A 21,082-nucleotide genomic window follows, 5' to 3' on the forward strand; every position below is an offset into this window, starting at 1 on the left:
AATCGCCCGGCCTGCCGAAGCGGGACCGGGCGAAAACCTCGTATGGGACAAGGGTTTAGAAGGTGTGCTCCTGGGCCGGGAAGACGCCGCCGCGCACCTCGTCGGCGAAGTCGCGGGTGGCCTGGGAGAGCGTGCCGGCCAGGTCGGCGTACTGCTTGACGAAGCGTGGCGTGCGGCCGGTGCGCAGGCCGGCCATGTCCTGCCAGACCAGGACCTGGGCGTCGGTGTCCGGGCCCGCGCCGATGCCGACCGTGGGGATCGGGAGCTCCTTGGTGATGGTCTTGGCGACCTCGCCGGGGACCATCTCGAGGACCACGGCGAACGCGCCGGCCTCGGTGACCGCGTGCGCGTCGGCGACGACCCGGGCGGCGTCGTCCTCGCGGCCCTGGACGCGGTACCCGCCGAGGGTGTGCTCGCTCTGCGGGGTGAAGCCGATGTGCGCCATCACCGGGATGCCGGCGCCGGTCAGGGCCTCGATCTGTGCGGCGACCCGGCGGCCGCCCTCGAGCTTGACCGCGTGCGCGCCGCCCTCCTTCATGAAGCGGACCGCGGTGCGCAACGCCTGTGCCGGGCCCTCCTCGTAGCTGCCGAAGGGCATGTCGGCGACGATCAGCGAGGTTTTCGTGGCGCGGACGACCGCGCGGACCAAGGGGAGCAACTCGTCGACGGTGATCGGCAGGGTGGTCTCGTAGCCGAACACGTTGTTGGCGGCCGAGTCGCCGACCAGCAGGACCGGCACGCCGTTCTGGTCGAAGATCGACGCGGTGTACTGGTCGTACGAGGTCAGCATCGGCCAGCGGTCGCCGCGGGACTTGGCGGCCTGAAGATCGCGGGTGCGGACCCGGCGAGTGGGCGGACCACCGTAAAGGGTGGGGATGTCCGTCATTTTGTCTCCTTCGTCCCTCGAGGCCGCGCGGTGCGGTCCCCGGGTCCCTCGATGGTCGCACCGCTACCAGCGGCCGGGTCAGGGGTCAGTGGAGGTTTTCACAGGCGTGTTCGAGAGCCGACGGTGCGGCCAGCGTAATCTCGCCGTAACGACACAAGGGGAGACTTTCCACGTGGACCGACAGCAGGAGTTCGTGCTGCGCACCCTCGAGGAGCGCGACATCCGTTTTGTCCGGCTTTGGTTCACTGATGTGCTGGGCACGCTGAAGAATGTGTCGGTGGCGCCGGCCGAGCTGGAGTCCGCTTTCGAAGAGGGCATCGGCATCGACGGCTCGGCGATCGAGGGTTTCGCGCGAGTCTACGAGTCGGACATGGTGGCCATGCCCGATCCGACGACGTTCCAGGTCTTCCCGTTCGAGGGCGGCTCCAGCGGCGAGAGCGCCCGGATGTTCTGCGACATCCTGCTCCCGGACGGCAGCGCGGCCTGGGCCGACCCGCGGCACGTGCTGCGCCGGGCGCTGGCGAAGGCGGCGGAGAAGGGGTTCACCTTCTACACCCACCCCGAGATCGAGTTCTTCCTGATCCAAGAGGGACCGCTGGACGGGACGGTGCCGGTCCCGGTGGACACGGGCGGCTACTTCGACCACACCACCCACTCGTCCGCCCGCGACTTCCGCCGGCAGGCCGTGCTCGCGCTGGAGCGGATCGGCATCTCGGTCGAGTTCAGCCACCACGAGGTCGCGCCCGGCCAGCAGGAGATCGACCTGCGGTACGCGGACGCGCTGACCACCGCCGACAACATCATGACCTTCCGGCACGTGGTGAAGGAGGTGGCGCTGTCCCAGGGGGTGCGCGCGACCTTCATGCCGAAGCCGTACACGGATCAGCCCGGCAGCGGCATGCACACGCACCTGTCGCTGTTCGAGGGGGAGCGCAACGCGTTCTTCGACGGCGACGACCCGATGAAGCTGTCCAAGACGGCGCGGGCGTTCATCGCGGGGCTGCTGGTGCACGCCCGGGAGTACACGGCGGTCACCAACCAGTGGGTCAACTCGTACAAGAGGCTGTTCCCGCTGCAGCTGCCGGACGCGGTCACCGAGTCGCCGGCGTCGGTGAGCTGGGGCCACCTGAACCGGTCGGCGCTGGTCCGGGTGCCGGCGTTCGGCAAGCCCAACTCGGCGCGCGTCGAGGTCCGCTCGATCGACTCGGCGACCAACCCGTACCTCGCGTTCGCGGTCATGCTCGGCGCCGGCCTCAAGGGCATCGAGGAGGGGTACGAGCTGCCGCCGGGTGCCGAGGACGACATCTGGTCGCTGTCCCCGGCCGAGCGCAAGGCCATGGGCTACGACGCGCTGCCGGAGAACCTGTCCGAGGCGATCGACGTGATGAGCAAGTCGGAGCTGGTCGCCGAGGTGCTCGGCGAGCACGTCTTCGACTTCTTCCTGCGTAACAAGCGGTCCGAGTGGGAGCAGTACCGCCGCGAAGTGACACCGTACGAAAGGCAGCGATACCTCGGCGCGTTGTGAGAAAGTCTCTCCTGAAACCACCACAAGGGAGAGACCGTGCTGCAGGATTTGCTCGAAGGTGCTGGTCGCAGCATCGTCTTCGGAGTCATCGGCATCGGGCTCATGGCGGTCGGATACCTGCTGATCGATATCCTGACGCCGGGCAAGTTACGCGATCTGATCTGGCACGAGCGCAACCCGAACGCCTCGCTGCTGCTCGCCGCGAATCAGCTCGGTATCGCGATCATCGTGTTCACGGCGATCTTCACGAGCTACGACTCGTTCGGCCAGGGCGTCGCGTCGACGGTGCTCTTCGGGCTGCTCGGCATCGTCCTGATGGGCCTGGCGTTCCTGGTGCTCGACTGGATGACCCCGGGCAAGCTGGGTGAGGTCATCTGTACGCCGGAGCGGCACGGCGGCGCGATGGTGAGTGCGGCGTCGCACTTCGGCGTGGCCTTGATCGTCTGCGCCTGCATTTCCTGATTTTTCCGGATTTATCCGGTCCGGCCGAAATCTCCGATCGCGGTGCTTCCGGTGCGGCGCATCTCGGGCACGTCCTCGATGATGGCGACGGCGGCCATGATGACGACGATCGCGGCGAGCTGAGCGATGGCTATTGTGCGGCCGAGCGGGATCTCCGCCAGGATCAGCGCGGCGGCGGCCAGCCGGTAGTAGACGCCGCGGAGGTGGGTCAGCCTCAGGAAGAAGGCGTGCCCGAGCAGGTAGAGCGCCACGCCGCCGCTGAGCGCGAGCGCCGCGTCCCAATGCAGTTCCTCGAAGGCGTGCCCGACGGTCTTCTTGATGCCCACCGCGAGGATCACGATGCCCAGCAACATCACATAGTGGGCGTACCCCCAGGCGTTCAGGCCGAGCCGCGCCCGGCGGAACGGGTCGGTCATGTCCGCCAGCACCCGCTCGGCCCGCGCGTCGTCGCCCGCGAAGTAGAACCACCACAGGTAGTAGGCGACGCACAGGGCGAGCACCGCCACCAGAACCGCCCCACCCGACAGGGGTACGCCTCGGAACCCGAGCCCGATCGCAATGATCGACTCACCGATCGCGATGATGATGACCAGCGCGTGGCGTTCGGCGAAGTGCCCGGCCGCGATCGCGTGCATCTCGATGCGCTGCACGTAGCCGCCGCCGATCTGCAGCAGCGGCGCCGCGATCCAGCAGAGGTGCCGCCACGGCTCGGGCACCAGGCCACCGATCAGCACCAGCGTCGCCGCCGCGATGTTGATCGGGGCGAGCACCTTCATGCCGGCCACCGCCCCGCTGCCCGCGGTCAGGAAGAGCCCGGAATGAACCAGGTTGACCACCAGGTAGCTGACTCCGAAGATCCAGCCGTAGTCGCCGAACGCCTCCGGGATGGCCAGCGCCATCACCAGGAAGCCGGCCATGCCGGTCAGCAGCAGGGTGCGCCGGGTCGTGCTGGTCGGCGCGACCGCGTTGGTCAGCCACGCGTACCCGGAATACATCCACCAGACGACCACGAGGATCAGCACCGTGTCGCCGAGGGTGCGCAGGTCCAGGTGGTCGCCGAGCAGCTCGGCGAGCTGCGTGATGGTGAAGACGAAGACGAGGTCGAAGAACAGTTCCAGCGTCGAGACCCGGATGTTGGGCGTGCGCTCGGCCATTGACGCAGCCTAGAGGGTGTGGCCCGGGTCTCGCGCTAGCCTTCTACGGTGGGAACCGCACTTGTCATCGAGAACGACCCGTCCGACGATCTCCGCGTGCTGGGGGAGTGGCTGACCGAGGCCGGATTGGAGCTCACCGTGCTGCGGCCGCACGCCGGTGACGCCCTTCCCGAGTCCCTCGACGACCACCTCGCGCTCATCGTGCTCGGCGGGGACCAGAACGCCTATCCGGCGAACGACGGCACCCCGGGTGCCCCGTGGTTCCCGGCGCTGGAGGGACTGCTGCGTAAGGCGGTCCGTAACCATCTGCCCACGCTGGCGCTCTGCCTCGGCGGTCAGCTCCTCGCCCAGGCGCACGGCGGCCTGGTCGAGCGCAGCACCTCCGGTCCGGAGATCGGGCCCGGCCTGATCGGCAAGCGCGACAAGGCCGACACCGACCCGCTGTTCAAATGGGTGCCGCTGATGCCCGACGTGGTGCAGTGGCACCGCGACGAGATCACCGAGCTGCCGCTGCAGGCGGTTCTGCTCGCCGCCTCGGGGACGTATCCGCATCAGGCGTTCCGGCTCGGCGACCGGGCCTGGGGGCTGCAGTTCCACATCGAGTGCGACGCCGCGATGATCCAGGCGTGGGCCGCCGCCGACCGCGCGACCATCGACGAGTTGGGCTACGACGAGGAGGCCGTGGTCTACCACACCTCCGCGGTGCTGCCCGACGTCGAGGAGGTGTGGCAGCCGTTCGCCGCCCGGTTCGCGTCGCTCGCGCTCGGCACCCTGCCGGACGCGGACATCCCGTTCAGTCCCGGTCCGGGCACGACCCTGCCGCTGCTGGGTCACTGATGACCCGGCCCGGCCGGCTCGCTCGATACGGTTTCCGCACCGCCGACCTGGTCCAGGGGCTGCGGCTGTGGGACGACGACACACAGGCGCCGACCAGCGACGACGCCGGTGAGCTGCTGCAGGCGCTGTCGCACGCGGCGGATCCCGACCTGGCGCTGCGCCAGCTGCACCGGCTGGCCGAGGCGATCGAACGCAAGGCCACGGCGGCGGAGCTGATGGACGCGCTCGCCGCCGACGCGGGGCTGCGGCGCCGGCTGGTCGCGGTGCTGGGGGCGTCGTCGGCGCTCGGCGACCATCTGGTCGCTAATCCGGATGACTGGCGTGAGCTCGCCACCTGCGACACCGGGATGCCGCCGAACGCGGTGGGCAACCTGGAGGTCGAGGGCGAGCTCACCGTCGCGGGACTCCGACGGGCGTACCGGAACTCGCTCTTGCGCATCGCCGCGGCCGACCTGACCGGCGGGCGCGGGCTGGAACCGACCATGAGCGCGCTGTCGAACCTGGCCGACGAGACGCTCAGGGCGGCGTACTCGCTGGCGGTGGCCGGCCTGCCCGCGTCCGTGACGCCGCCGCGGCTGGCGGTCGTGGCGATGGGCAAGTGCGGCGGCAACGAGCTGAACTACGTCTCCGATGTGGACGTCATCTTCGTCGCGGCCACGGACGACGACCTGGGCCCGGCCACCACGGTGGCGGCCCGCCTGATCGAGATCGGCGGGCAGGTGGCCTGGCCGGTGGACGCCGCGCTGCGCCCCGAGGGCAGCAGCGGTCCGCTGGTCCGCACGCTGGCCAGCCACCAGGCGTACTACCGGCGCTGGGCCCGGACGTGGGAGTTCCAGGCGCTGCTCAAGGCCCGTCCGGCGGCCGGCGATCTCGACCTGGCCCGGGAATGGATCGACGACCTGGCACCGCTGGTCTGGCACGCGGCCGAGCGGCCCGAGGCGGTCGCCGACGTCCGCGACATGCGCCGGAAGATCATCGACAACATCCCGCCGGACAGGGTGGACCGCGAGATCAAGCGGGGGCCGGGCGGGCTGCGCGACATCGAGTTCGCGGTGCAGCTGCTGCAGCTCGTGCACGGCCGCGCGGACGAGTCGCTGCGCTCAGCGGGGACGCTGCCGGCGCTGCGGGCGCTGGTCGCGGGCGGTTACGTGGGGCGCGAGGACGGCGAGACGTTGCTGCGCGGGTACCGCTTCCTGCGCGCGGTCGAGCACCGGTTGCAACTGCAGCACCTGCGGCGTACCCACACGGTGCCGGACGACCCCGCGCAGCTGCGGTGGCTGGCAGCCTCGCTCGGCTACTCGGCCGTGCCCGGCCAGGACGCCGTCTCCGCGTTCCGGGCGGACTGGGTGGGGCACAGTTCGCAGGTTCGCCGCCTGCACGTCAAGCTGCTGTACCGGCCGTTGCTCGAGGCCGTCGCCCGGGTGCCGGCGGACGAGCTGCGGATGACCCCGGAGTCGGCCCGGCACCGGCTGGTGATCCTGGGCTTCGACGACCCGGCGGCGGCGTTGCGGCACATCGAGGCGCTGACCGGGGGCGTGACCAGGACCGCGGCGATCCAGCGGACGCTGCTGCCGATCCTGTTGCAGGAGTTCGCCGACGCGCCCGAACCGGATCGCGGACTGCTGAACTATCGGCAGGTCTCCGACAAGCTGGGCAGTACGCCGTGGTATTTGCGCCTGCTGCGCGACGGCGGACCGGTGGCGAGGCGACTCGCGCGGGTGCTCAGCCTTTCCCGGTACGCCACCGATCTGCTCGGCCGGGATCCGGAAGCGCTACGCCTGCTCGCCGACGACGCCGAACTCCAGCCGCGGAGTCGTGAGTCCCTGATCGACGGATTCCTGGCGGCCGCCGACCGGTACACCGAGGATCCGGTTCAGGCCATCGTGGCGGTGCGGGCGCTGCGCCGGCGCGAGTTGTTCCGGATCGCGTCGGCCGACATCCTCAGCCGGGCCGGCGACCTCGCCCCGGCGGATCCGCTCGACGTGGACGCGGTGGGGGTGGCGCTGTCCGACATCACCGACGCGACCCTCAACGCGGCCCTCGCGGTGGCTCGCCGGTCGCGGCCCGACCTGCAGTTCGCCATCATCGGGATGGGCCGGCTCGGCGGGTACGAGATGAGCTACCCCTCCGACGCCGACGTCCTGTTCGTGTACGACGGGCCGGCCGACGCCGCGCTCGCCGTCGCCGAGGAACTGCGGCGGCTGCTGGGTGCGCCGGCCCCCGACCCCGCGCTGGGCGTCGACGCCGACCTGCGTCCCGAGGGCCGGCAGGGTCCGCTGGTGCGCACGCTGAACGCGTACCAGCAGTACTACGCGCGCTGGTCGCATCTGTGGGAGGCGCAGGCGCTGCTGCGGGCCCGGTTCGTCGCCGGCGACGCCGCGCTGGGCCGGCGGTTCGAGCAGCTCGCCGACTCGGTGCGCTATCCGGCCGGTGGGCTGGCCCGCGAGCAGGTGGTCGAGATCCGCCGCATCAAGGCGCGGGTGGAGACCGAGCGGCTGCCCCGCGGCGCCGACCCGCAGACGCACACCAAGCTGGGCCGGGGCGGACTGTCCGACGTGGAGTGGGCGGTGCAGATGGTGCAGTTGCGGCACGCGTACGCGGTGCCGTCGCTGCGCAAGACGCGCACGCTCGAGGCGCTGGCCGCGGCCGTGGAGGCCGGTCTGGTCGACAAGGCGGACGCCGTGGCGATGGGCGCGGGCTGGACGCTGGCGTCGCAGGTGCGTAACGCATTGACGCTGGTGCGGGGCCGGCCGACCGATCAGCTGCCCCGGCACGGTGTCGAACTGGCCGGCACGGTCCGGTTGCTCGGCGGCGGCGACCCGGGCGAATTCGTCGACGGTTATCTGCGCACGGCGCGCCGTTCCCGAGCAGCCATGGAGAGGGTCATGGAGTCGTGACAGTCGGAGGCTGCGCCGGATTGCCATTCGGTAAGGCGCTGCCATGCTCGCCTTCCGAGCTACCGTGGACGGTGGCAGGAGCCGCCGGACCTGGCATCCTCGCGCCTCAATGAACCCGGCATGCCCACATTGGAATAGCTCTGGCCTATGATCCTCACGTGTCGGGGAGTCAAGCGCAGCACCACTACGCCCATGCCGCGGTGCGGCATTACAACGATGCTGTCTACCTTCAGGATGGCGACCGCGTACCAAATGCTGATCATCTATTCGGTTTCGCGGTTGAGTGCGCCCTCAAAAGCATGCTCCTGCGATTCACCCCGGCAACCATGAATCCGAAAAGGCCGGGTAAACCACCAGCCACGCGACCCTGGGTCGCGGACCCGGCGACCGGCAAGGTCGACCGAGAATTTGGCCATCTTCCCGGGATTGCTACGGACGTTGCGCTACTCACGCATGGCAGGTCTGCAGCGCGCCTTTCGGCCGCGATCCGCAACCTTGACGCCTTCGATACGTGGTCCGTAGATGATCGTTATCTTGATGGCACCGCGATTGTTGAAGAACATGTAATGCGGCGTCGTACCGTAGCTGAAGAAATTCTCGCTCTGCACCAGCAAGCCGTGATCACCGGAAGGCTATTGTGACTCTATCCTCTGATCGGGTTCGATTCGATGAGGCGCTGCCTCGTGCGCTGACCATAGCGTATGACGTGGCGGCCGCGGGTGTCGACGTGCTGCTGGTACGAGACGTTCTGGGGCGTTGCAGTCTGATCGTTGACGATCGTGAGCACCACATCACGTCGGAAGTCGCTGCCGACTGGACGGAGCGGCTGAACTCCACGCTTCGGCCCTACGCCGCCGATCGCCCTCTAGTCTTTGTTACACAGCTGTTCGCGGCAGATGAATTGCTGGGGTCTAAGCGCATTCAATCGGATTTGATGCACCCCCGCGATAAAGGTCATGGACAAGTCCGAATCCTCGAAAATACAGTGGTCGGGGAGGACTGGGCCCAAGTCTCCACTCCCACGGTTGAGACAGATGGTTCAAGGACACATCGCACCGCTCTTTACGGCTTCAAAGGTGGCGTCGGGCGTACTACAGCGACCGCTATGCTGTCGAGGCATCTTACTGATCGTGGCTTTGTGGTCTTGGTGGTCGACCTCGACCTGGAATCGCCAGGTGCAGGCCCGCTCCTTATTGCTGAAGCTTTGCTCCCACAGTACGGGATTGTCGACCAACTGGTCGAATCCGCTGTTGCCAACGCTGAAGGATTGGACCTCGTCGCGTCGACAGGCTATGCCCCCCCCAGCGGGCGAGGCGAGCTTTGGGTGGCGCCGGCGCGTGGCCGAGGCGCACGCGGGGCACCGTACGCATATGTTGACAAGCTGAACCGAGTTTACAGTGACATACCAGGGGCGACGTTTGCAGATCGTATTGAGTCCGCCGTGCGGGCATGCGAGCTTGCCGTAGCAAGAAATACGGAAAGTGGTCGACGTCCTGACGTTGTACTGCTGGACAGTCGGGCGGGAATCCATGATATTGCCGCTATTACAATATCGCGCCTGTGTGATCTAGCTTTGCTATTTGGTGCGGATAATACGCAGACTTGGGAAGGCTACGGAGATCTTTTTGCGGCGTGGCAATCTTCCGGTCAGGCCCGTCAGATTCGTGAGAAACTGCGCATGGTTGCATCTATGGTCCCAGATTCGCCGCAACGCCCGATGGACGCATACTTGACATCCTTCCGAGAGCACGCCTGGGAATGTTTCAGCGCATTGTATGACGATGACGTACCCCTGCCGGCGACAGGTGAACTTGTTCCAGGTGCTTTTACGCCTTCGCTAGAAGATGATTCAGCGCCGCACTACCCAATTCCTATATTGTTTGAGCAGGGCTTGGTTGGTCTCGACGCGCAAAATTCGCCTGGCTGGCAAAGTCGCGCGTTCGTGCAAGCTGCGTACGGCGACTTCCTGTCGATTGCAACTCGTCTGATTACGGCTGATCCGCAGAATGAGGCAACGTGATGACAACCTCGCTTGGTGTTGAGCAGTACCGAGATGTACTTTCCGTTGCGCTGCCGGAAGCAACGGACGCCGACACCGTGCTGCCTGATCTGCATACACTATTTACGCCCGATAGTCATCGGGCAGCTCTATATGTCGACAGCACGGTTGTCCGCGGGGGACGGGGGGTGGGTAAAACGTTCTGGTATCAGTCCCTGCTTGATCCAACTCTCCGCGAAGTAGCAGCTCACGAGTACGGGATCGAGCGGCTGAACCACCTCAATGTGTCCGCAGGGTACGGCGCATCCGTCAAACCAGCTCTCTATCCGGGTACCAGTGTTCTCGGACAGCTGACGGATACAAATGTCCGGCCCTTCGACATTTGGTACGCCGTGTTGCTGTCGGCGCTGGGGCAACCCGAATTGCATCAGTTGCTCGAGTGGCGAGACCGAGTCGCGTGGGTGCGAGCAAATCCCGGGGCGGCCGAGCGCACGGTGCAACAGGCGGACGAACGAGCCCAAAATCAAGGGACGACGCACCTGATCCTCTTTGATGCTCTGGAGCATTTGCATCGCGCGCGGGCTCAGGCGGATCGCCTAGTTAGCGGAATTTTGGAATTGGCGCTTGCCATGCGACTCGGAACACGTAATATCCGATGCAAGGTTTTCATCCGGCCGGACATGTTTGACGGTGCATTGCTTCATTTCCCAGATGCGTCTAAACTGACGGCAAACGCAGCCAGCCTTTCTTGGTCCCGTGCAAGCCTATATGGCCTCCTGTTTCATTACATGGGCAACTCCAGCAGCAGTGAAGCTGATTCGTTTCGCCGGATAACTGAAGGCTGGAATGCTGATGCAGATGGTCGTCGGCATCTCCTGCCTTCGGTGCTAAGCGGAGACGAGGTATTCCAAGAACAGCAATTCTCTCTTATTGCAGGACCGTACATGGGTGCCAACTATCGCAAGGGAAACACCTACACGTGGCTGCCAAACCATCTGATGGATGGCGTCGAGCAGGTTAGTCCGCGTAGCTTCCTTAGTGCACTCGGAAAAGCGGTTTCCGAAACGCGGGAAAAATACGCTGGCCATGATCACGCAATTCATCACGAGGGCATACGACGAGGCGTTCAAACTGCGTCAGAAACCAGAGTGCGCGAGATTGGCGAGGATCTGCCGTGGGTTCGACTGGCGGTTCGCCCGCTTGCCGGAAGGCAAGTCCCGATTGACGAGGAAACGGTGGTCGACCTGTGGCGGGAGGTCGAGCTGGCTGAAGCTCTCCGAAAAGACGCAGAACGCTATGTCACAGCCGATGACACGCAGGTACGTACTGGCCCTCGACACCCGGACGACGCTAAGCTGCTGATCGGTGAGCTCATTGCGCTGGGCGTAATGCGCCGGCGCCGGGACTCCCGCATCGATCTGCCCGACGTATATCGGATCGCCTTCAATGTCGGGCGTAAGGGCGGGGTGCCGCGTGTTGCGGGTTGACCATGCACGTCAAGGATTTTCGTCGACGGTGCGCCCTCCGGGCCTGACCTGCCGTTCCGACTAGCTGTCCATCGGTGGCCTTCGCGCCTGGCTCGCCGCCGCCAGAAGAAGGGGCATGGATTCGTAGTCGCAGATTCGGCAAAGACTTGGGCGTACGGTCGAGGTCCGCGTTTCGGCGCTGTTCTCCGGCAACGCGGGTGTCCAGGTGAACGCGGGGCCGCGCGACCAGGCCGCGGTGCGCAAGCTCGACATCGTTGACTCGGCCCGGATGTTCGCACAGGTGGACATGACCGTCCTCGACGCGCTCATCACGACGCGGCAGGCGAAGTCGTTCTGGGGTACTGGCGTCCGATTGCCGCGATGCAGCTCGCTGAGACGGACGGCAACCGCGCGACGACGCCGGATCGCACATGGACGCCGTCGTGGACCACGCCGAACTATCCTGACCACGTGCGCGGGTACAACGCGGTCATCGCGTCCGCGTCACGGGAAGCAGCTCAACCTGACGCTTTTCTACCGCGATTCCGGGACAGACCCGGCGTTGCGACAGTGGCGCGCGACTGCGGGCCGATGTTGTGGACGCAACATCCTGCTCGGCGTCGACTTCCGTACGGCCGATGAGGCAGCTCGCACGCTCGGCGTCGACACGGCTGACTGGGTGACCCGGGCACTATTCCCGTTAGACGCCGTAGCGGTAGACGTTCGTCTCGCGGGGCGCGAAACCGACCCGCTGGTACAGGCGGTTGGCGGCCTCGCGGGACGGGCGGGAGGTGAGGTCGACGGTGCGGGCTCCGGCCGCCTGGGCGATGAGCACGGCCTCGTTGGTGAGGGCGGCGCCCACGCCGCGGCCGCGTGCCTCCTCGTCGACGACGACGTCCTCGATCCAGGCGCGCATGCCGGTCGGGATCGGGAACGTGACCAGCGTCAGCGTGCCCATGATCCGGCCGTCCACGCGGGCGATCAGCAGCCGGGTGCCGGACCATCCGACGAGGGTGGCCAGCTCGTCCGCGCCCAGCGCGGGGGCGGAGCGGGACAGCTGGGGGAGCAGTCGCTCGAACGCCTCCACCAGCTCGTCGGAAACCTTGTCGACGACCTCGACCGCAACGCTCATGTCGTCCGACCATAGTGGGTCGGACCGCGCCCTTCGGTGTGAGGCGACGCACGCTAAACGGACCACTGGGTCCGGTACTCTTGGTTGTCATGACACGGCTACACATCAGTGACGCGATCCGGGCGACGGCGTTCTCCGGCGACGGCGACTTGTCCGAAATTTTAGACAAGTACTATGCGCCGGACTACACGCATCGTAATGACGGCGAGACGATGGATCGGGCGGCGTTCGTCGAGATGGTCGCCAAGTATCGAGGCCAGATCGCGCAGGGCACGGTGACGGTGCTCGACGAGATGTACGACGGCGACCGCTACGCCGAGCGGCACGTCTACGACATCACGCTGCGCGACGGCTCCACGATCAACCGGGAGCTCTACCTCTTCGGCACCGTCGCGCCGGACGGCCGATTCCGGCACATCACCGAAACCGGCTTCGACCTCTAGCTCGACAAGGTGTAACGGCCGGCCGCCGGGACGTGGACCAGCGTCCACTCGCCCCGCGGGCGCACCGACGCGCCGCCGGATGCCGTCAACCAGCGGTAGTAGTGCACCCGCAGGGTCAGATCGGCCGCCGCGGGGGCGTCAAACGTGATGCCGGCGGCGGTCTGCGCGACCATCGTCGCCGGGGCCGGCACGATCGGCTGCGGATCCGCCACCGCATACAACCGCCAGTGCTCGTCGCTCCAGACCGGCGTCAGATAGGGCAGCCCGGTCGCGATCAGCTGCGCCTCGGGCCGGCCCGACCAGTGCAGCTTGGCGTCGGGCACGGCGACGAACTGGACCGCGCGTTCGGCCAGCCACGCACGGTAGCTGTCCGCGGTCAGTGCCACGCCGGTTCCGCGCGCGCCGGGGATGTCGGTGAAGAACAGCGGGTTCCGCTCGATGTCGGCCTGCCGCAGCCAGCCACGGGCCAACGGCACATTCCCCATGTACGCCGCCTCCCAGTAATCCTGCGTCGGCGGAACCTCGACGCGTCCGGTGAGACGCTCCTGCCCCAAGCGAGCCAGCAGCGGGGCGAAATACGACGGGTCGGCGGTCGGGTTGCCGATGTCCCGCACGTCCGCGACCTCCACCGGCGGCTGCCACCAGAACAGCACCGCCACCAGCGGTAGCACGGCCCAGACCGGGAGCGCGCGGCCGGACCAGCGGGCGAGTCGCCAGGACGGCAGCGCGGGCACGGCCGCATACCCGGCGATCAGCGGCAGCGTGAACATCACCGCCAGGCGGGTCGCGTTGAGGCCGACCGGCGTGTGGATCAGTGAGGCGCCGAGGACCCCTGCCGCCGACAGCAGCGCGCCCGCGCGGACCGGCCACCGGGGCACCAGGACCGCTACGGCGAGGCTGGCCACGACGGCGCGCAGCACGTCGTTGGAGCTGATGTTCATCCAGCCGCCGTCGCCGAAGAGAAACGCGGTCAGCCCTAGCGGGATGGCTGCCGGCACGGCGATCAGCAGCCCATTCCGGATAAATCCGGATTTGTGCCAGGAAGGGTGGCCGGTGTCGGGTGCCGGTGCGTTCCGAGCGGGAGCCGGTTCGTCCTGGCTGGGTGCTGGCGCGTCGTGGCTGGGTGCTGGCGCGTCCTGGCCGGGCGCCGCGGCCAGTGGGCCACGTCCCGGCCGTGGGATCAGCAGCGAGACGCCCGCCAGCCCCAGGAACAAGCCCGCGACCGGGCTCGTCGCCGACGCCGCGAAGGCCGCGACCGCCGCCAGCCAGCGCAGCCTCGGGTACGTCAGAAGCAGGAGAGCCGCCAACCCCAAGGCGACCCCCAGCCCGTACGTCACCCGGCCGCTGACCAGGTTGAACGCGATGCAGGCCGTCCCCACCAACGCGCCGAGCCAGAGACGCGGCGCGCCCGTGCGCCGGAACAACGCGGCCAGCAGCACCGAGGACAGCACCAGTGACAGGGCGCCGGTGAGGCGTACCCCCAAAATGGCCATGACCGGCTGCGACACGAAGCTGTAGCCCAACTGGTCGACCCCGGCGTACCAGCGCAGATCGATCGGCGTCCACCCATGGCCGGCGAAGAAGGACGCGCGGGCGGTCTGCGCGGCCAGGTCCGAGCCCATCCGGGGCAGCAGCAGATAACACGCGCCTAAGGCCGCCGCGAGCACGGCGGTGACCCACTCCAGCCGGTGCCGAGACCACACGCCGACCACCGTACCGGCGTCGGGATCGTCGCAGCGCGTCACGGTAGGGTGCTCGCCATGTCCCGCGCCACCCTCTGCCGCTATGCGGGCCTGGCAGGCAGTCTGCTGCTCGCGGTGGCCGCGTGGCTCGGTGGCGCGCGCAGCCCGTGGCAGCCGACAGTCACGCCGCGCACGATCTTCGCGGGCGAGAACGGCGTGGTGCTGCCGCTGTCCTGGCTGCTGGGCACGCTGCTGATGATCGGCGCGTGGTGGTTCGGCCGGCGTGCGGTGCCTTCGGCGCGCTGGGCTTACGTGACCGCGGCGCTGTGGGCGGTCCCGCTCCTCCCGTTCCTCCCGCTGGGCAGCTACGACGTCTACTCGTACGCCTGTCAGGGTTGGCAGCAGAGCGCCGGTCTCGACCCGTACGCGGGCGGGGTCGCGGGCTGCCCCTGGCACGAGGCCGTGGCGCCGACCTGGCTGAACTCGCCCGCGCCGTACGGGCCGGTGTTTCTCGTGCTGGCCGCGGCCGCCGCGAAGCTGGGCGGCTCACTCACCGGGACCATCATCCTGCTGCGGGTGATCGCGGTGCTCGGCGTGCTGCTGATCGCGGTGTGCCTGCCGGTCCTGGCGCGGCGGGCCGGCGTGCCGCTGAAGCGCGCGGTGTGGCTGACCCTGGCCTGCCCGCTGGTGCCGATCCACCTGGTCTCCGGCGCGCACAACGACGCCGTGATGGTCGGTTTCCTGGTGGCGGCTCTGGCGCTCGCCTCGACGAAGCGCTACTTCTGGGCGGCCGGCATCCTGCTCGGGCTGGCGATCGGCGTGAAGGCCACCGCGGTCGTCGTGGTCCCGTTCGTGCTCCTGCTGGCCCGGCCGCGGTGGCTGCGTGGCGCTGTCGAGATCGTCGGGTCGGCCGCGGCGACCATCGTGGTGATCTCGCTGGCCTCCGGGCGTGGCCTCGGCTGGATCACCGGGCTGACCGGCAGCAGCATCTCGGTGCAGTGGACGTCGCCGTCCACCGCGGTCGGCATGGCGATCGACCAGTTCGGCCCGGACGCGGTTCCGGTCACCCGGGTCGTCGGCATCGTCGTGCTCGTCGTCGTGCTGGCGTTGCTCTGGTGGCGCTCGATCACGATCAAGACCGCAGACCCGATTACGTACGCCGGGTACGCGCTCGCCGCCACCGTGCTGCTCTCGCCGGTGTTCCATCCGTGGTACGCGACCTGGGCGCTGCCGGTGCTCGCCGCCACGCTGCGCCGGGACACCCGATGGCTGCTGGTGCCGTGCGCGATCGCCAGCGCGTTGTGCTTGCCTGATGGTTACAACTTGGCCTTGGCTACGAAGGCGCAGGGCGCGCTGGCCGTGACAGCATTTCTCCTGATTTTTGCCGGGAAAGCGATATATGAAGCGAAAAATAGGGCAGGGCCTGATCGTCGTCGTGCTCGCGGGGATCGCGATCCTGAGCGTCTTCCTTACTGAGGAGAAGCACTTCTTCTTCGACTCGCGGGTCTACTACGGTGCGATCAACTTCCTGTTCCACAACGACGGGATGGTCTACGACTGGACGCGCCCGGGCAGCCCGTACGGCTTCACCTACCCGCCCTTCGCCGGCCTGGTCATGGCGCCGATGGCGGTGCTCCCGCTCGGCGCGGTCATCTGGCTGACGGTGGCCGCGACGGTCCTGTCCACCGCCCTGGTCGCCTGGTGGCTGGCCGGCCCGGTCCTGCGCCGGCACGGCTGGACCGGCTGGTTCGGCGTCGCGGTCGCGATCTGCCTGGCGATCACCTTCGAACCGGTCCGCGAGACCATCGGGTTCGGCCAGGTCAACACGCTGCTGCTCGCGCTGGTCGTCGGCGACATGCTGTTCGGTGTGGCCCGCGGCCGCAAGTGGGCCGGCGTCGGCATCGGGCTGGCCACCGCGGTCAAGCTCACCCCGGGCGTCTTCATCCTGTACCTGCTGGTTACCCGGCGCTGGCGAGCCGCCGGCGTCGCGGCCGGCACCACCGCGGCGGCGTCGCTGCTGGCCGCCGCGATCTTCCCGGCCGAGTCGCGGGTGTTCTGGACGTCGGCACTGTGGGACACCAACCGGGTCGGCGGCCTGCAGTTCCTGTCCAACCAGTCGGAACGTGGCCTGCTCGCCCGGCTGCCGCTGGACGGCGTCGAGTCGAAGGTGTGGATCGCCGCGGTGGTGCTCACGCTCGCGGGGTGGGCGTGGCGGATGCGGCGCGAACCGGACGACGTCTTCGGGGGGCTCGCGCTGACCGGGGTGCTGGGTTGTCTGCTCAGCCCGGTCACGTGGATTCACCACTGCGTCTGGCTGCTCCCGGCAATCGTCCGATGTGTCGATAGTGGACTGTCCCGGCGGAATTGGTGGCATTTCGGGTTGGGTGTCGCGGCGTACGTGATAACCACATCGCATCTCACCTGGCTGTGGGAATTCCATCCGCAGCCGCCGCTGGCAATTCTCGGCGCCAATGTATATGTCTATTTCAGCCTGGCCCTGCTGGTCTGGACACCCATCGGCACCTCGCGTTTGCTTCCCGTCCATGAACCGGAAAAGGTCGTCTTGTAGTCACCATGTATGTCAATACGTCGCACCACGTCGGCGCTCGCGGTTCTCGGAATGACCGCGGCCGCCGCGTTGAACGTCGCGCCGTCCACCGCTTCGGCGCACGGGCGGGACACTGAGTTCAAACGTCTCGCGACCTTTCCCGCGTACCTGAATTCCTCGATCGGCGATGCGGCCGTGGCGGAGATCTCCACCGTCACCGAAGACGGCCGCACGGTCGTGTACACCGACAGCGCCGGCAAGCGGCTCGGCTTCGTCGACATCACGAACCCCGGCAGCCCGAAGCCGAAGGGCACACTGGACGTGGGCGGCGAGCCCACCTCGGTGGCGCACCTCGGTCACCTGCTGCTGGCCGGCGTGAACACCTCGGCCTCGTTCACCGACCCGTCCGGCAAGCTGCTGGTCGTCGACGACCGTTCCCGGGCCATCGTGCGTTCGCTCGACCTCGGCGGGCAGCCCGACTCGGTCGCGGTGTCGCCGGACGGCCGCTACATCGCCGTCGTGATCGAGAACGAGCGCGACGAGGACGTCGACGACGGCGCGATCCCGCAAATGCCCGCGGGCTATCTGGCCGTGGTCGACGCCCGTGCGTGGAAGGTCTCGAAGGTTGATCTGACCGGCCTGGCCGCCATCGCCCCGGACGACCCCGAGCCGGAGTACGTCTCGATCAACTCCCGGAACGAGGCGATCGTCTCGATCCAGGAGAACAACCACTTCGCGGTCGTGTCGCTGGCCTCGCGCAAGGTCGTCCGCTCGTTCCCGGCCGGCGCGGTCACCGTGTCCGGGGTGGACACGAAGGACGACGACACCATCACGCTGGACGGCACGATCACCGCGAACCGGGAGCCGGACGGCGTGGCGTGGATCGGCGACGACTACTTCGCCAGCGCCAACGAGGGCGACTACCAGGGTGGGACCCGCGGCTGGAGCATCTTCTCCCGCGACGGCAAGGTCGTCTGGGACGCCGGGAACTCGCTCGAGCACATCGCGGTCGAGCACGGCCTTTACCCGGACAAGCGCTCGGACGCCAAGGGGATCGAGCCGGAGAACGTGGCGTACGCGCGCATCAACGGGACGCCGTACATTTTCGTCAACTCGGAGCGCGGCAACTTCACCGCCGTGTACGACGTGTCGAACCCCCGGTCGCCCCGTTTCCAGCAGTTGCTGCCGACCGCCGCGGGTCCGGAGGGTGTGGTCGCGGTTCCGTCGCGTGGGCTGATCGTGGTGTCCAGCGAGACCGACGACCCGGACAACAACCTGCGCGGGGCCGTGGGGATCTACGGCATCGGGCACGGACAGTTCCCGTCGATCGTGTCGCAGCGTGACATCCCGTGGGGGACCTTGTCGTCTTTGTCGGCCGTGCCGGGAACGTCGTCGCGGCTCGTCTCGGTGACGGATGCGGCTTACACGCCGACGCATATTTTGAACATTTCGGTTAAATCGACGCCGGCGACGATCGATGGTTCGCTGACCGTGACCAAGTCCGGGGCTCCGGTCGGTTACGACGCCGAGGGCATCGTGGCGCGCCAGGGCGGCGGTTACTGGCTGGCCGTCGAGGGTTCCGCCGCCACCCCCAACCTTCTCGTACGCCTGGACAGCCGTGCCCGGGTGCAGCAGGAGATCCCGCTCCCGGCCGACGTGGCGGCGTCGGTCACCACGATGGGCCTCGAGGGCGTCGCCGAGGTCGGCTCGTCGGTGTACGTGGCGGTGCAGCGGCCGTTGAAGACCGACCCGCAGACGGTGACCCGGATCGGGAAATATGACACCAAGTCCGGTACGTGGTCGTGGCTGTACTACCCGCTGGACACCACGTCGGTCGGCACGGTCGGCCTGTCCGAGATCGTCGCGGTCGACCGGAACACGTTCGCGGTGATCGAACGGGACAACCAGCGCGGCCCGCAGGCGTCGATCAAGCGGATCTACGAGTTCGACGTCCCGGCCACCTGGTCCGGCGTGGTGACGGTCAAGAAGCGCCTGGTCAAGGACGTGTTGCCGCGGCTGCAGTCGGACCACGGGTGGGTGCCGGACAAGATCGAGGGGCTCGCGGTCGCCGGCAACGGTCAGACGTACGCGGTGACCGACAACGACGCGGTCGACGACTCCACCGGTGAGACCGTCTTCCTGCGTCTGGGCAAGCTGCTCTGACATCCGCTGACAGGGCGCTTTTTTCGTATCAGCGCTCTGTCAGCGGCCCCGGCAACACTGCGGTCATGGACATGACGAACGCGATCGTCGCCGAGGGCCTGGTGAAGCGCTTCGGCGACACCACCGCTCTCGGCGGCGTCGACCTTGCCGTACGGACGGGGACCGTACTCGGCCTATTGGGGCCGAACGGGGCCGGCAAGACCACGGCGGTGCGGGTGCTGGCCACCCTGATCCGTCCCGACGCCGGGCACGCCACCGTGGGCGGATACGACGTGGTCCGAGACGCGCACCAGGTGCGCAGCCTGATCGGGCTGACCGGCCAGTACGCGTCGGTCGACGAAACCCTCACCGGCACCGAGAACCTGCTGCTGATCGGCCGCCTGCTCGGCCAGTCCCGGCGCGCCGCCCGGGCCCGGGCCCGCGAGCTGCTGGAACGCTTCAACCTGACGGACGCCGCCGACCGCGCGGCCGGTAAGTACTCCGGCGGCATGCGGCGGCGCCTCGACCTGGCCGCCAGCCTGGTGGGCCATCCCCAGCTGTTGTACCTGGACGAGCCGACCACGGGACTGGACCCGGCCGCCCGCAACGACGTGTGGGACATCGTCCGGGGCCTGGTCCGCGACGGCGTGACAGTGCTGCTCACCACGCAGTACCTGGACGAGGCCGATCAACTCGCCGACGAGATCGTGGTGATCGACCAGGGCAAGGTCATCGCGACCGGCACGTCGGATGAGCTCAAGGCCCGCACCGGCGCGCAGACGCTGACCGTACGCCCGGCAACGGAGGCCGACCGTGACGTGATCGCGGCGGCCGTGGGCGCGGTGGCGGCCGGCGAGGTCGACCTGCGCGGCCCGATCATCACCGCGCCGGTGACCGACCCGGCCGCGCTCACCCATCTGGTGCGCCGGCTGGACGAGCTGGGCCTCGTGGTGGCCGAGCTGTCGCTGCGCAGCCCGAGCCTGGACGAGGTGTTCCTGACCCTGACCGGCCACACCGCTTCCGCTGCCGCCATTGATTTGGAAAGGACCGTGGCATGACGACTCAGGCTGTTGGTGCTCGCGCCGGTGCCGCCGTTTCCGTCCGCAACACGGCGACCCTGGCGTGGCGCACCTTGGTGCAGATCAAACACAACCCGTTCGAACTGATCGACTTCAGCGTCCAGCCGATCATGTTCCTGGTCCTTTTCACGTACGTGTTCGGTGGCGCCATCGCCGGCTCCACCTCGGAGTACCTGGCGTTCGGCCTGCCCGGCATCATCGTCCAGAACATGCTGTTCGCGACCATGAACACCGGCGTCGGCCTGAACACCGACATCAGCAAGGGCGTCTTCGACCGGTTGCGTTCCCTGCCGATCTCCCGCTTCTCCCCACTGGCCGGCCGCATCCTGGCCGACGTCATCAAGCAGGCGTGGGCGATCGGCTTGCTCCTGGTGGTCGGGACGATCCTGGGCTTCCGCATCCAGACGGGCCCGCTGGAGGTGATCGGCGCCTTCGCTTTGCTCCTTTTGTTCGCCTTCGCCGCGTCCTGGATGTCGGTCCTGGTGGCGATGCTGGTGTCCGCCCCCGAGAAGGTCCAGATCTTCGGCTTCGCCTTGCTGTTCCCGCTGACGTTCGCCTCGAACGCTTTCGCCCCGACGTCCACGATGCCGGGTTGGCTCCAGGCGTGGGTAAAGGTCAACCCGGTAACGATCCTGGCCGACGCGGTGCGGGGTTTGTTCAACGGCGGCCCGATCGCGACGCCGGTGACCCAGTCCTTGATCTGGGCGGCCATCCTGCTGGTGGTGTTCGCCCCGCTGTCGGTGTGGGCCTTCCGCAGGCGCACTTAGCAACCGGCCCGCCCGGCCTCGTCGGCGTCGTGACCCAGCGCGGTTGCGACGCCGACCTCGCCG

General features: G+C 67.9%; 17 protein-coding genes. 13 read left to right on the forward strand and 4 right to left on the reverse strand.

Annotated features, from left to right (window positions below; translation table 11 throughout):
• Nucleotides 1-55: 55 nt before the first annotated feature.
• Nucleotides 56-886: a 3-methyl-2-oxobutanoate hydroxymethyltransferase gene (panB, locus tag HH310_RS17680; RefSeq protein ID WP_169176663.1), complete on the reverse strand. Its 831-nt coding sequence runs from the start codon at nucleotides 884-886 to the stop codon at nucleotides 56-58.
• 172 nt (nucleotides 887-1,058) lie between these two features.
• Here panB and HH310_RS17685 point away from each other — a divergent pair, with 172 nt between their 5' ends.
• Together HH310_RS17685 and HH310_RS17690 are read left to right on the forward strand one after the other, a co-directional pair.
• Nucleotides 1,059-2,411, forward strand: coding sequence for a glutamine synthetase family protein (locus HH310_RS17685; protein ID WP_169176664.1), 1,353 nt, complete (start codon nucleotides 1,059-1,061; stop codon nucleotides 2,409-2,411).
• Nucleotides 2,412-2,447: 36 nt separating this feature from the next.
• Complete coding sequence (locus HH310_RS17690) at nucleotides 2,448-2,873, forward strand: DUF350 domain-containing protein (RefSeq protein ID WP_169176665.1); 426 nt, start codon at nucleotides 2,448-2,450, stop codon at nucleotides 2,871-2,873.
• 11 nt (nucleotides 2,874-2,884) lie between these two features.
• Here the strand turns inward: HH310_RS17690 and HH310_RS17695 are convergent, their stop codons facing one another.
• On the reverse strand, nucleotides 2,885-4,027 hold the full coding sequence (locus tag HH310_RS17695; RefSeq protein ID WP_169176666.1) for a low temperature requirement protein A: 1,143 nt from the start codon (nucleotides 4,025-4,027) through the stop codon (nucleotides 2,885-2,887).
• Between the two features lie 48 nt (nucleotides 4,028-4,075).
• Here HH310_RS17695 and HH310_RS17700 point away from each other — a divergent pair, with 48 nt between their 5' ends.
• From HH310_RS17700 to HH310_RS17720, 5 genes are all read left to right on the forward strand, one after another.
• Nucleotides 4,076-4,864, forward strand: a complete 789-nt coding sequence (locus HH310_RS17700; protein ID WP_169176667.1) for a type 1 glutamine amidotransferase — start codon at nucleotides 4,076-4,078, stop codon at nucleotides 4,862-4,864.
• Nucleotides 4,864-7,761, forward strand: coding sequence for a bifunctional [glutamine synthetase] adenylyltransferase/[glutamine synthetase]-adenylyl-L-tyrosine phosphorylase (locus HH310_RS17705; protein ID WP_169176668.1), 2,898 nt, complete (start codon nucleotides 4,864-4,866; stop codon nucleotides 7,759-7,761). The genes HH310_RS17700 and HH310_RS17705 overlap by 1 nt, the downstream gene beginning before the upstream one ends.
• A 158-nt stretch (nucleotides 7,762-7,919) precedes the next feature.
• Nucleotides 7,920-8,402 carry a hypothetical protein gene (locus HH310_RS17710; RefSeq protein ID WP_169176669.1) on the forward strand — a complete coding sequence of 161 codons (483 nt, stop codon included), beginning with the start codon at nucleotides 7,920-7,922 and terminating at the stop codon, nucleotides 8,400-8,402.
• 86 nt (nucleotides 8,403-8,488) lie between these two features.
• A complete protein-coding gene (locus tag HH310_RS17715) occupies nucleotides 8,489-9,781 on the forward strand; it encodes a KGGVGR-motif variant AAA ATPase (RefSeq protein ID WP_211192263.1) in 1,293 nt (430 codons plus the stop codon).
• Nucleotides 9,778-11,247, forward strand: a complete 1,470-nt coding sequence (locus HH310_RS17720; protein ID WP_211192264.1) for a hypothetical protein — start codon at nucleotides 9,778-9,780, stop codon at nucleotides 11,245-11,247. Before HH310_RS17715 ends, HH310_RS17720 begins: the two co-directional genes overlap by 4 nt.
• A 679-nt stretch (nucleotides 11,248-11,926) precedes the next feature.
• On the opposite strand, the gene HH310_RS17725 is transcribed toward HH310_RS17720, so the two are convergent.
• Entirely contained in the window at nucleotides 11,927-12,358 is a 432-nt protein-coding gene (locus HH310_RS17725) for a GNAT family N-acetyltransferase (protein ID WP_169176671.1), read from the reverse strand.
• Nucleotides 12,359-12,447: 89 nt separating this feature from the next.
• Here HH310_RS17725 and HH310_RS17730 point away from each other — a divergent pair, with 89 nt between their 5' ends.
• Entirely contained in the window at nucleotides 12,448-12,801 is a 354-nt protein-coding gene (locus HH310_RS17730; RefSeq protein ID WP_169176672.1) for a nuclear transport factor 2 family protein, read from the forward strand.
• Here the strand turns inward: HH310_RS17730 and HH310_RS17735 are convergent.
• On the reverse strand, nucleotides 12,798-14,423 hold the full coding sequence (locus HH310_RS17735; RefSeq protein ID WP_248294123.1) for a hypothetical protein: 1,626 nt from the start codon (nucleotides 14,421-14,423) through the stop codon (nucleotides 12,798-12,800). The genes HH310_RS17730 and HH310_RS17735 overlap by 4 nt on opposite strands.
• Nucleotides 14,424-14,561: 138 nt before the next feature.
• Here HH310_RS17735 and mptB point away from each other — a divergent pair, with 138 nt between their 5' ends.
• The 5 genes from mptB (at nucleotide 14,562) to HH310_RS17760 (ending at nucleotide 21,019) form a co-directional block, all read left to right on the forward strand.
• Nucleotides 14,562-15,959 carry a polyprenol phosphomannose-dependent alpha 1,6 mannosyltransferase MptB gene (gene mptB, locus HH310_RS17740; protein ID WP_169176674.1) on the forward strand — a complete coding sequence of 466 codons (1,398 nt, stop codon included), beginning with the start codon at nucleotides 14,562-14,564 and terminating at the stop codon, nucleotides 15,957-15,959.
• Nucleotides 15,883-17,052, forward strand: coding sequence for a glycosyltransferase 87 family protein (locus tag HH310_RS17745; protein WP_169176675.1), 1,170 nt, complete (start codon nucleotides 15,883-15,885; stop codon nucleotides 17,050-17,052). Before mptB ends, HH310_RS17745 begins: the two co-directional genes overlap by 77 nt.
• A gap of 9 nt (nucleotides 17,053-17,061) precedes the next feature.
• Nucleotides 17,062-19,194: an esterase-like activity of phytase family protein gene (locus HH310_RS17750; protein WP_169176676.1), complete on the forward strand. Its 2,133-nt coding sequence runs from the start codon at nucleotides 17,062-17,064 to the stop codon at nucleotides 19,192-19,194.
• Between the two features lie 71 nt (nucleotides 19,195-19,265).
• A complete protein-coding gene (locus tag HH310_RS17755; RefSeq protein ID WP_169176771.1) occupies nucleotides 19,266-20,231 on the forward strand; it encodes an ATP-binding cassette domain-containing protein in 966 nt (321 codons plus the stop codon).
• Complete coding sequence (locus tag HH310_RS17760; protein ID WP_169176772.1) at nucleotides 20,228-21,019, forward strand: ABC transporter permease; 792 nt, start codon at nucleotides 20,228-20,230, stop codon at nucleotides 21,017-21,019. The genes HH310_RS17755 and HH310_RS17760 overlap by 4 nt, the downstream gene beginning before the upstream one ends.
• Nucleotides 21,020-21,082: the final 63 nt, after the last annotated feature.

Origin of the sequence: Actinoplanes sp. TBRC 11911 (assembly GCF_012933445.1) — a bacterium.
GTDB lineage: Bacteria > Actinomycetota > Actinomycetes > Mycobacteriales > Micromonosporaceae > Actinoplanes.

Coding starts and splice junctions, on each gene's coding strand:
- panB (WP_169176663.1), bottom strand. CDS start 886: ATGACGGACATCCCCACCCTTTACGGTGGTCCGCCCACTCGCCGGGTC.
- HH310_RS17695 (WP_169176666.1), bottom strand. CDS start 4,027: ATGGCCGAGCGCACGCCCAACATCCGGGTCTCGACGCTGGAACTGTTC.
- HH310_RS17705 (WP_169176668.1), top strand. CDS start 4,864: ATGACCCGGCCCGGCCGGCTCGCTCGATACGGTTTCCGCACCGCCGAC.
- HH310_RS17725 (WP_169176671.1), bottom strand. CDS start 12,358: ATGAGCGTTGCGGTCGAGGTCGTCGACAAGGTTTCCGACGAGCTGGTG.
- HH310_RS17730 (WP_169176672.1), top strand. CDS start 12,448: ATGACACGGCTACACATCAGTGACGCGATCCGGGCGACGGCGTTCTCC.
- HH310_RS17735 (WP_248294123.1), bottom strand. CDS start 14,423: ATGGGCTCGGACCTGGCCGCGCAGACCGCCCGCGCGTCCTTCTTCGCC.
- mptB (WP_169176674.1), top strand. CDS start 14,562: ATGTCCCGCGCCACCCTCTGCCGCTATGCGGGCCTGGCAGGCAGTCTG.
- HH310_RS17745 (WP_169176675.1), top strand. CDS start 15,883: ATGAAGCGAAAAATAGGGCAGGGCCTGATCGTCGTCGTGCTCGCGGGG.
- HH310_RS17750 (WP_169176676.1), top strand. CDS start 17,062: ATGTCAATACGTCGCACCACGTCGGCGCTCGCGGTTCTCGGAATGACC.
- HH310_RS17755 (WP_169176771.1), top strand. CDS start 19,266: ATGACGAACGCGATCGTCGCCGAGGGCCTGGTGAAGCGCTTCGGCGAC.
- HH310_RS17760 (WP_169176772.1), top strand. CDS start 20,228: ATGACGACTCAGGCTGTTGGTGCTCGCGCCGGTGCCGCCGTTTCCGTC.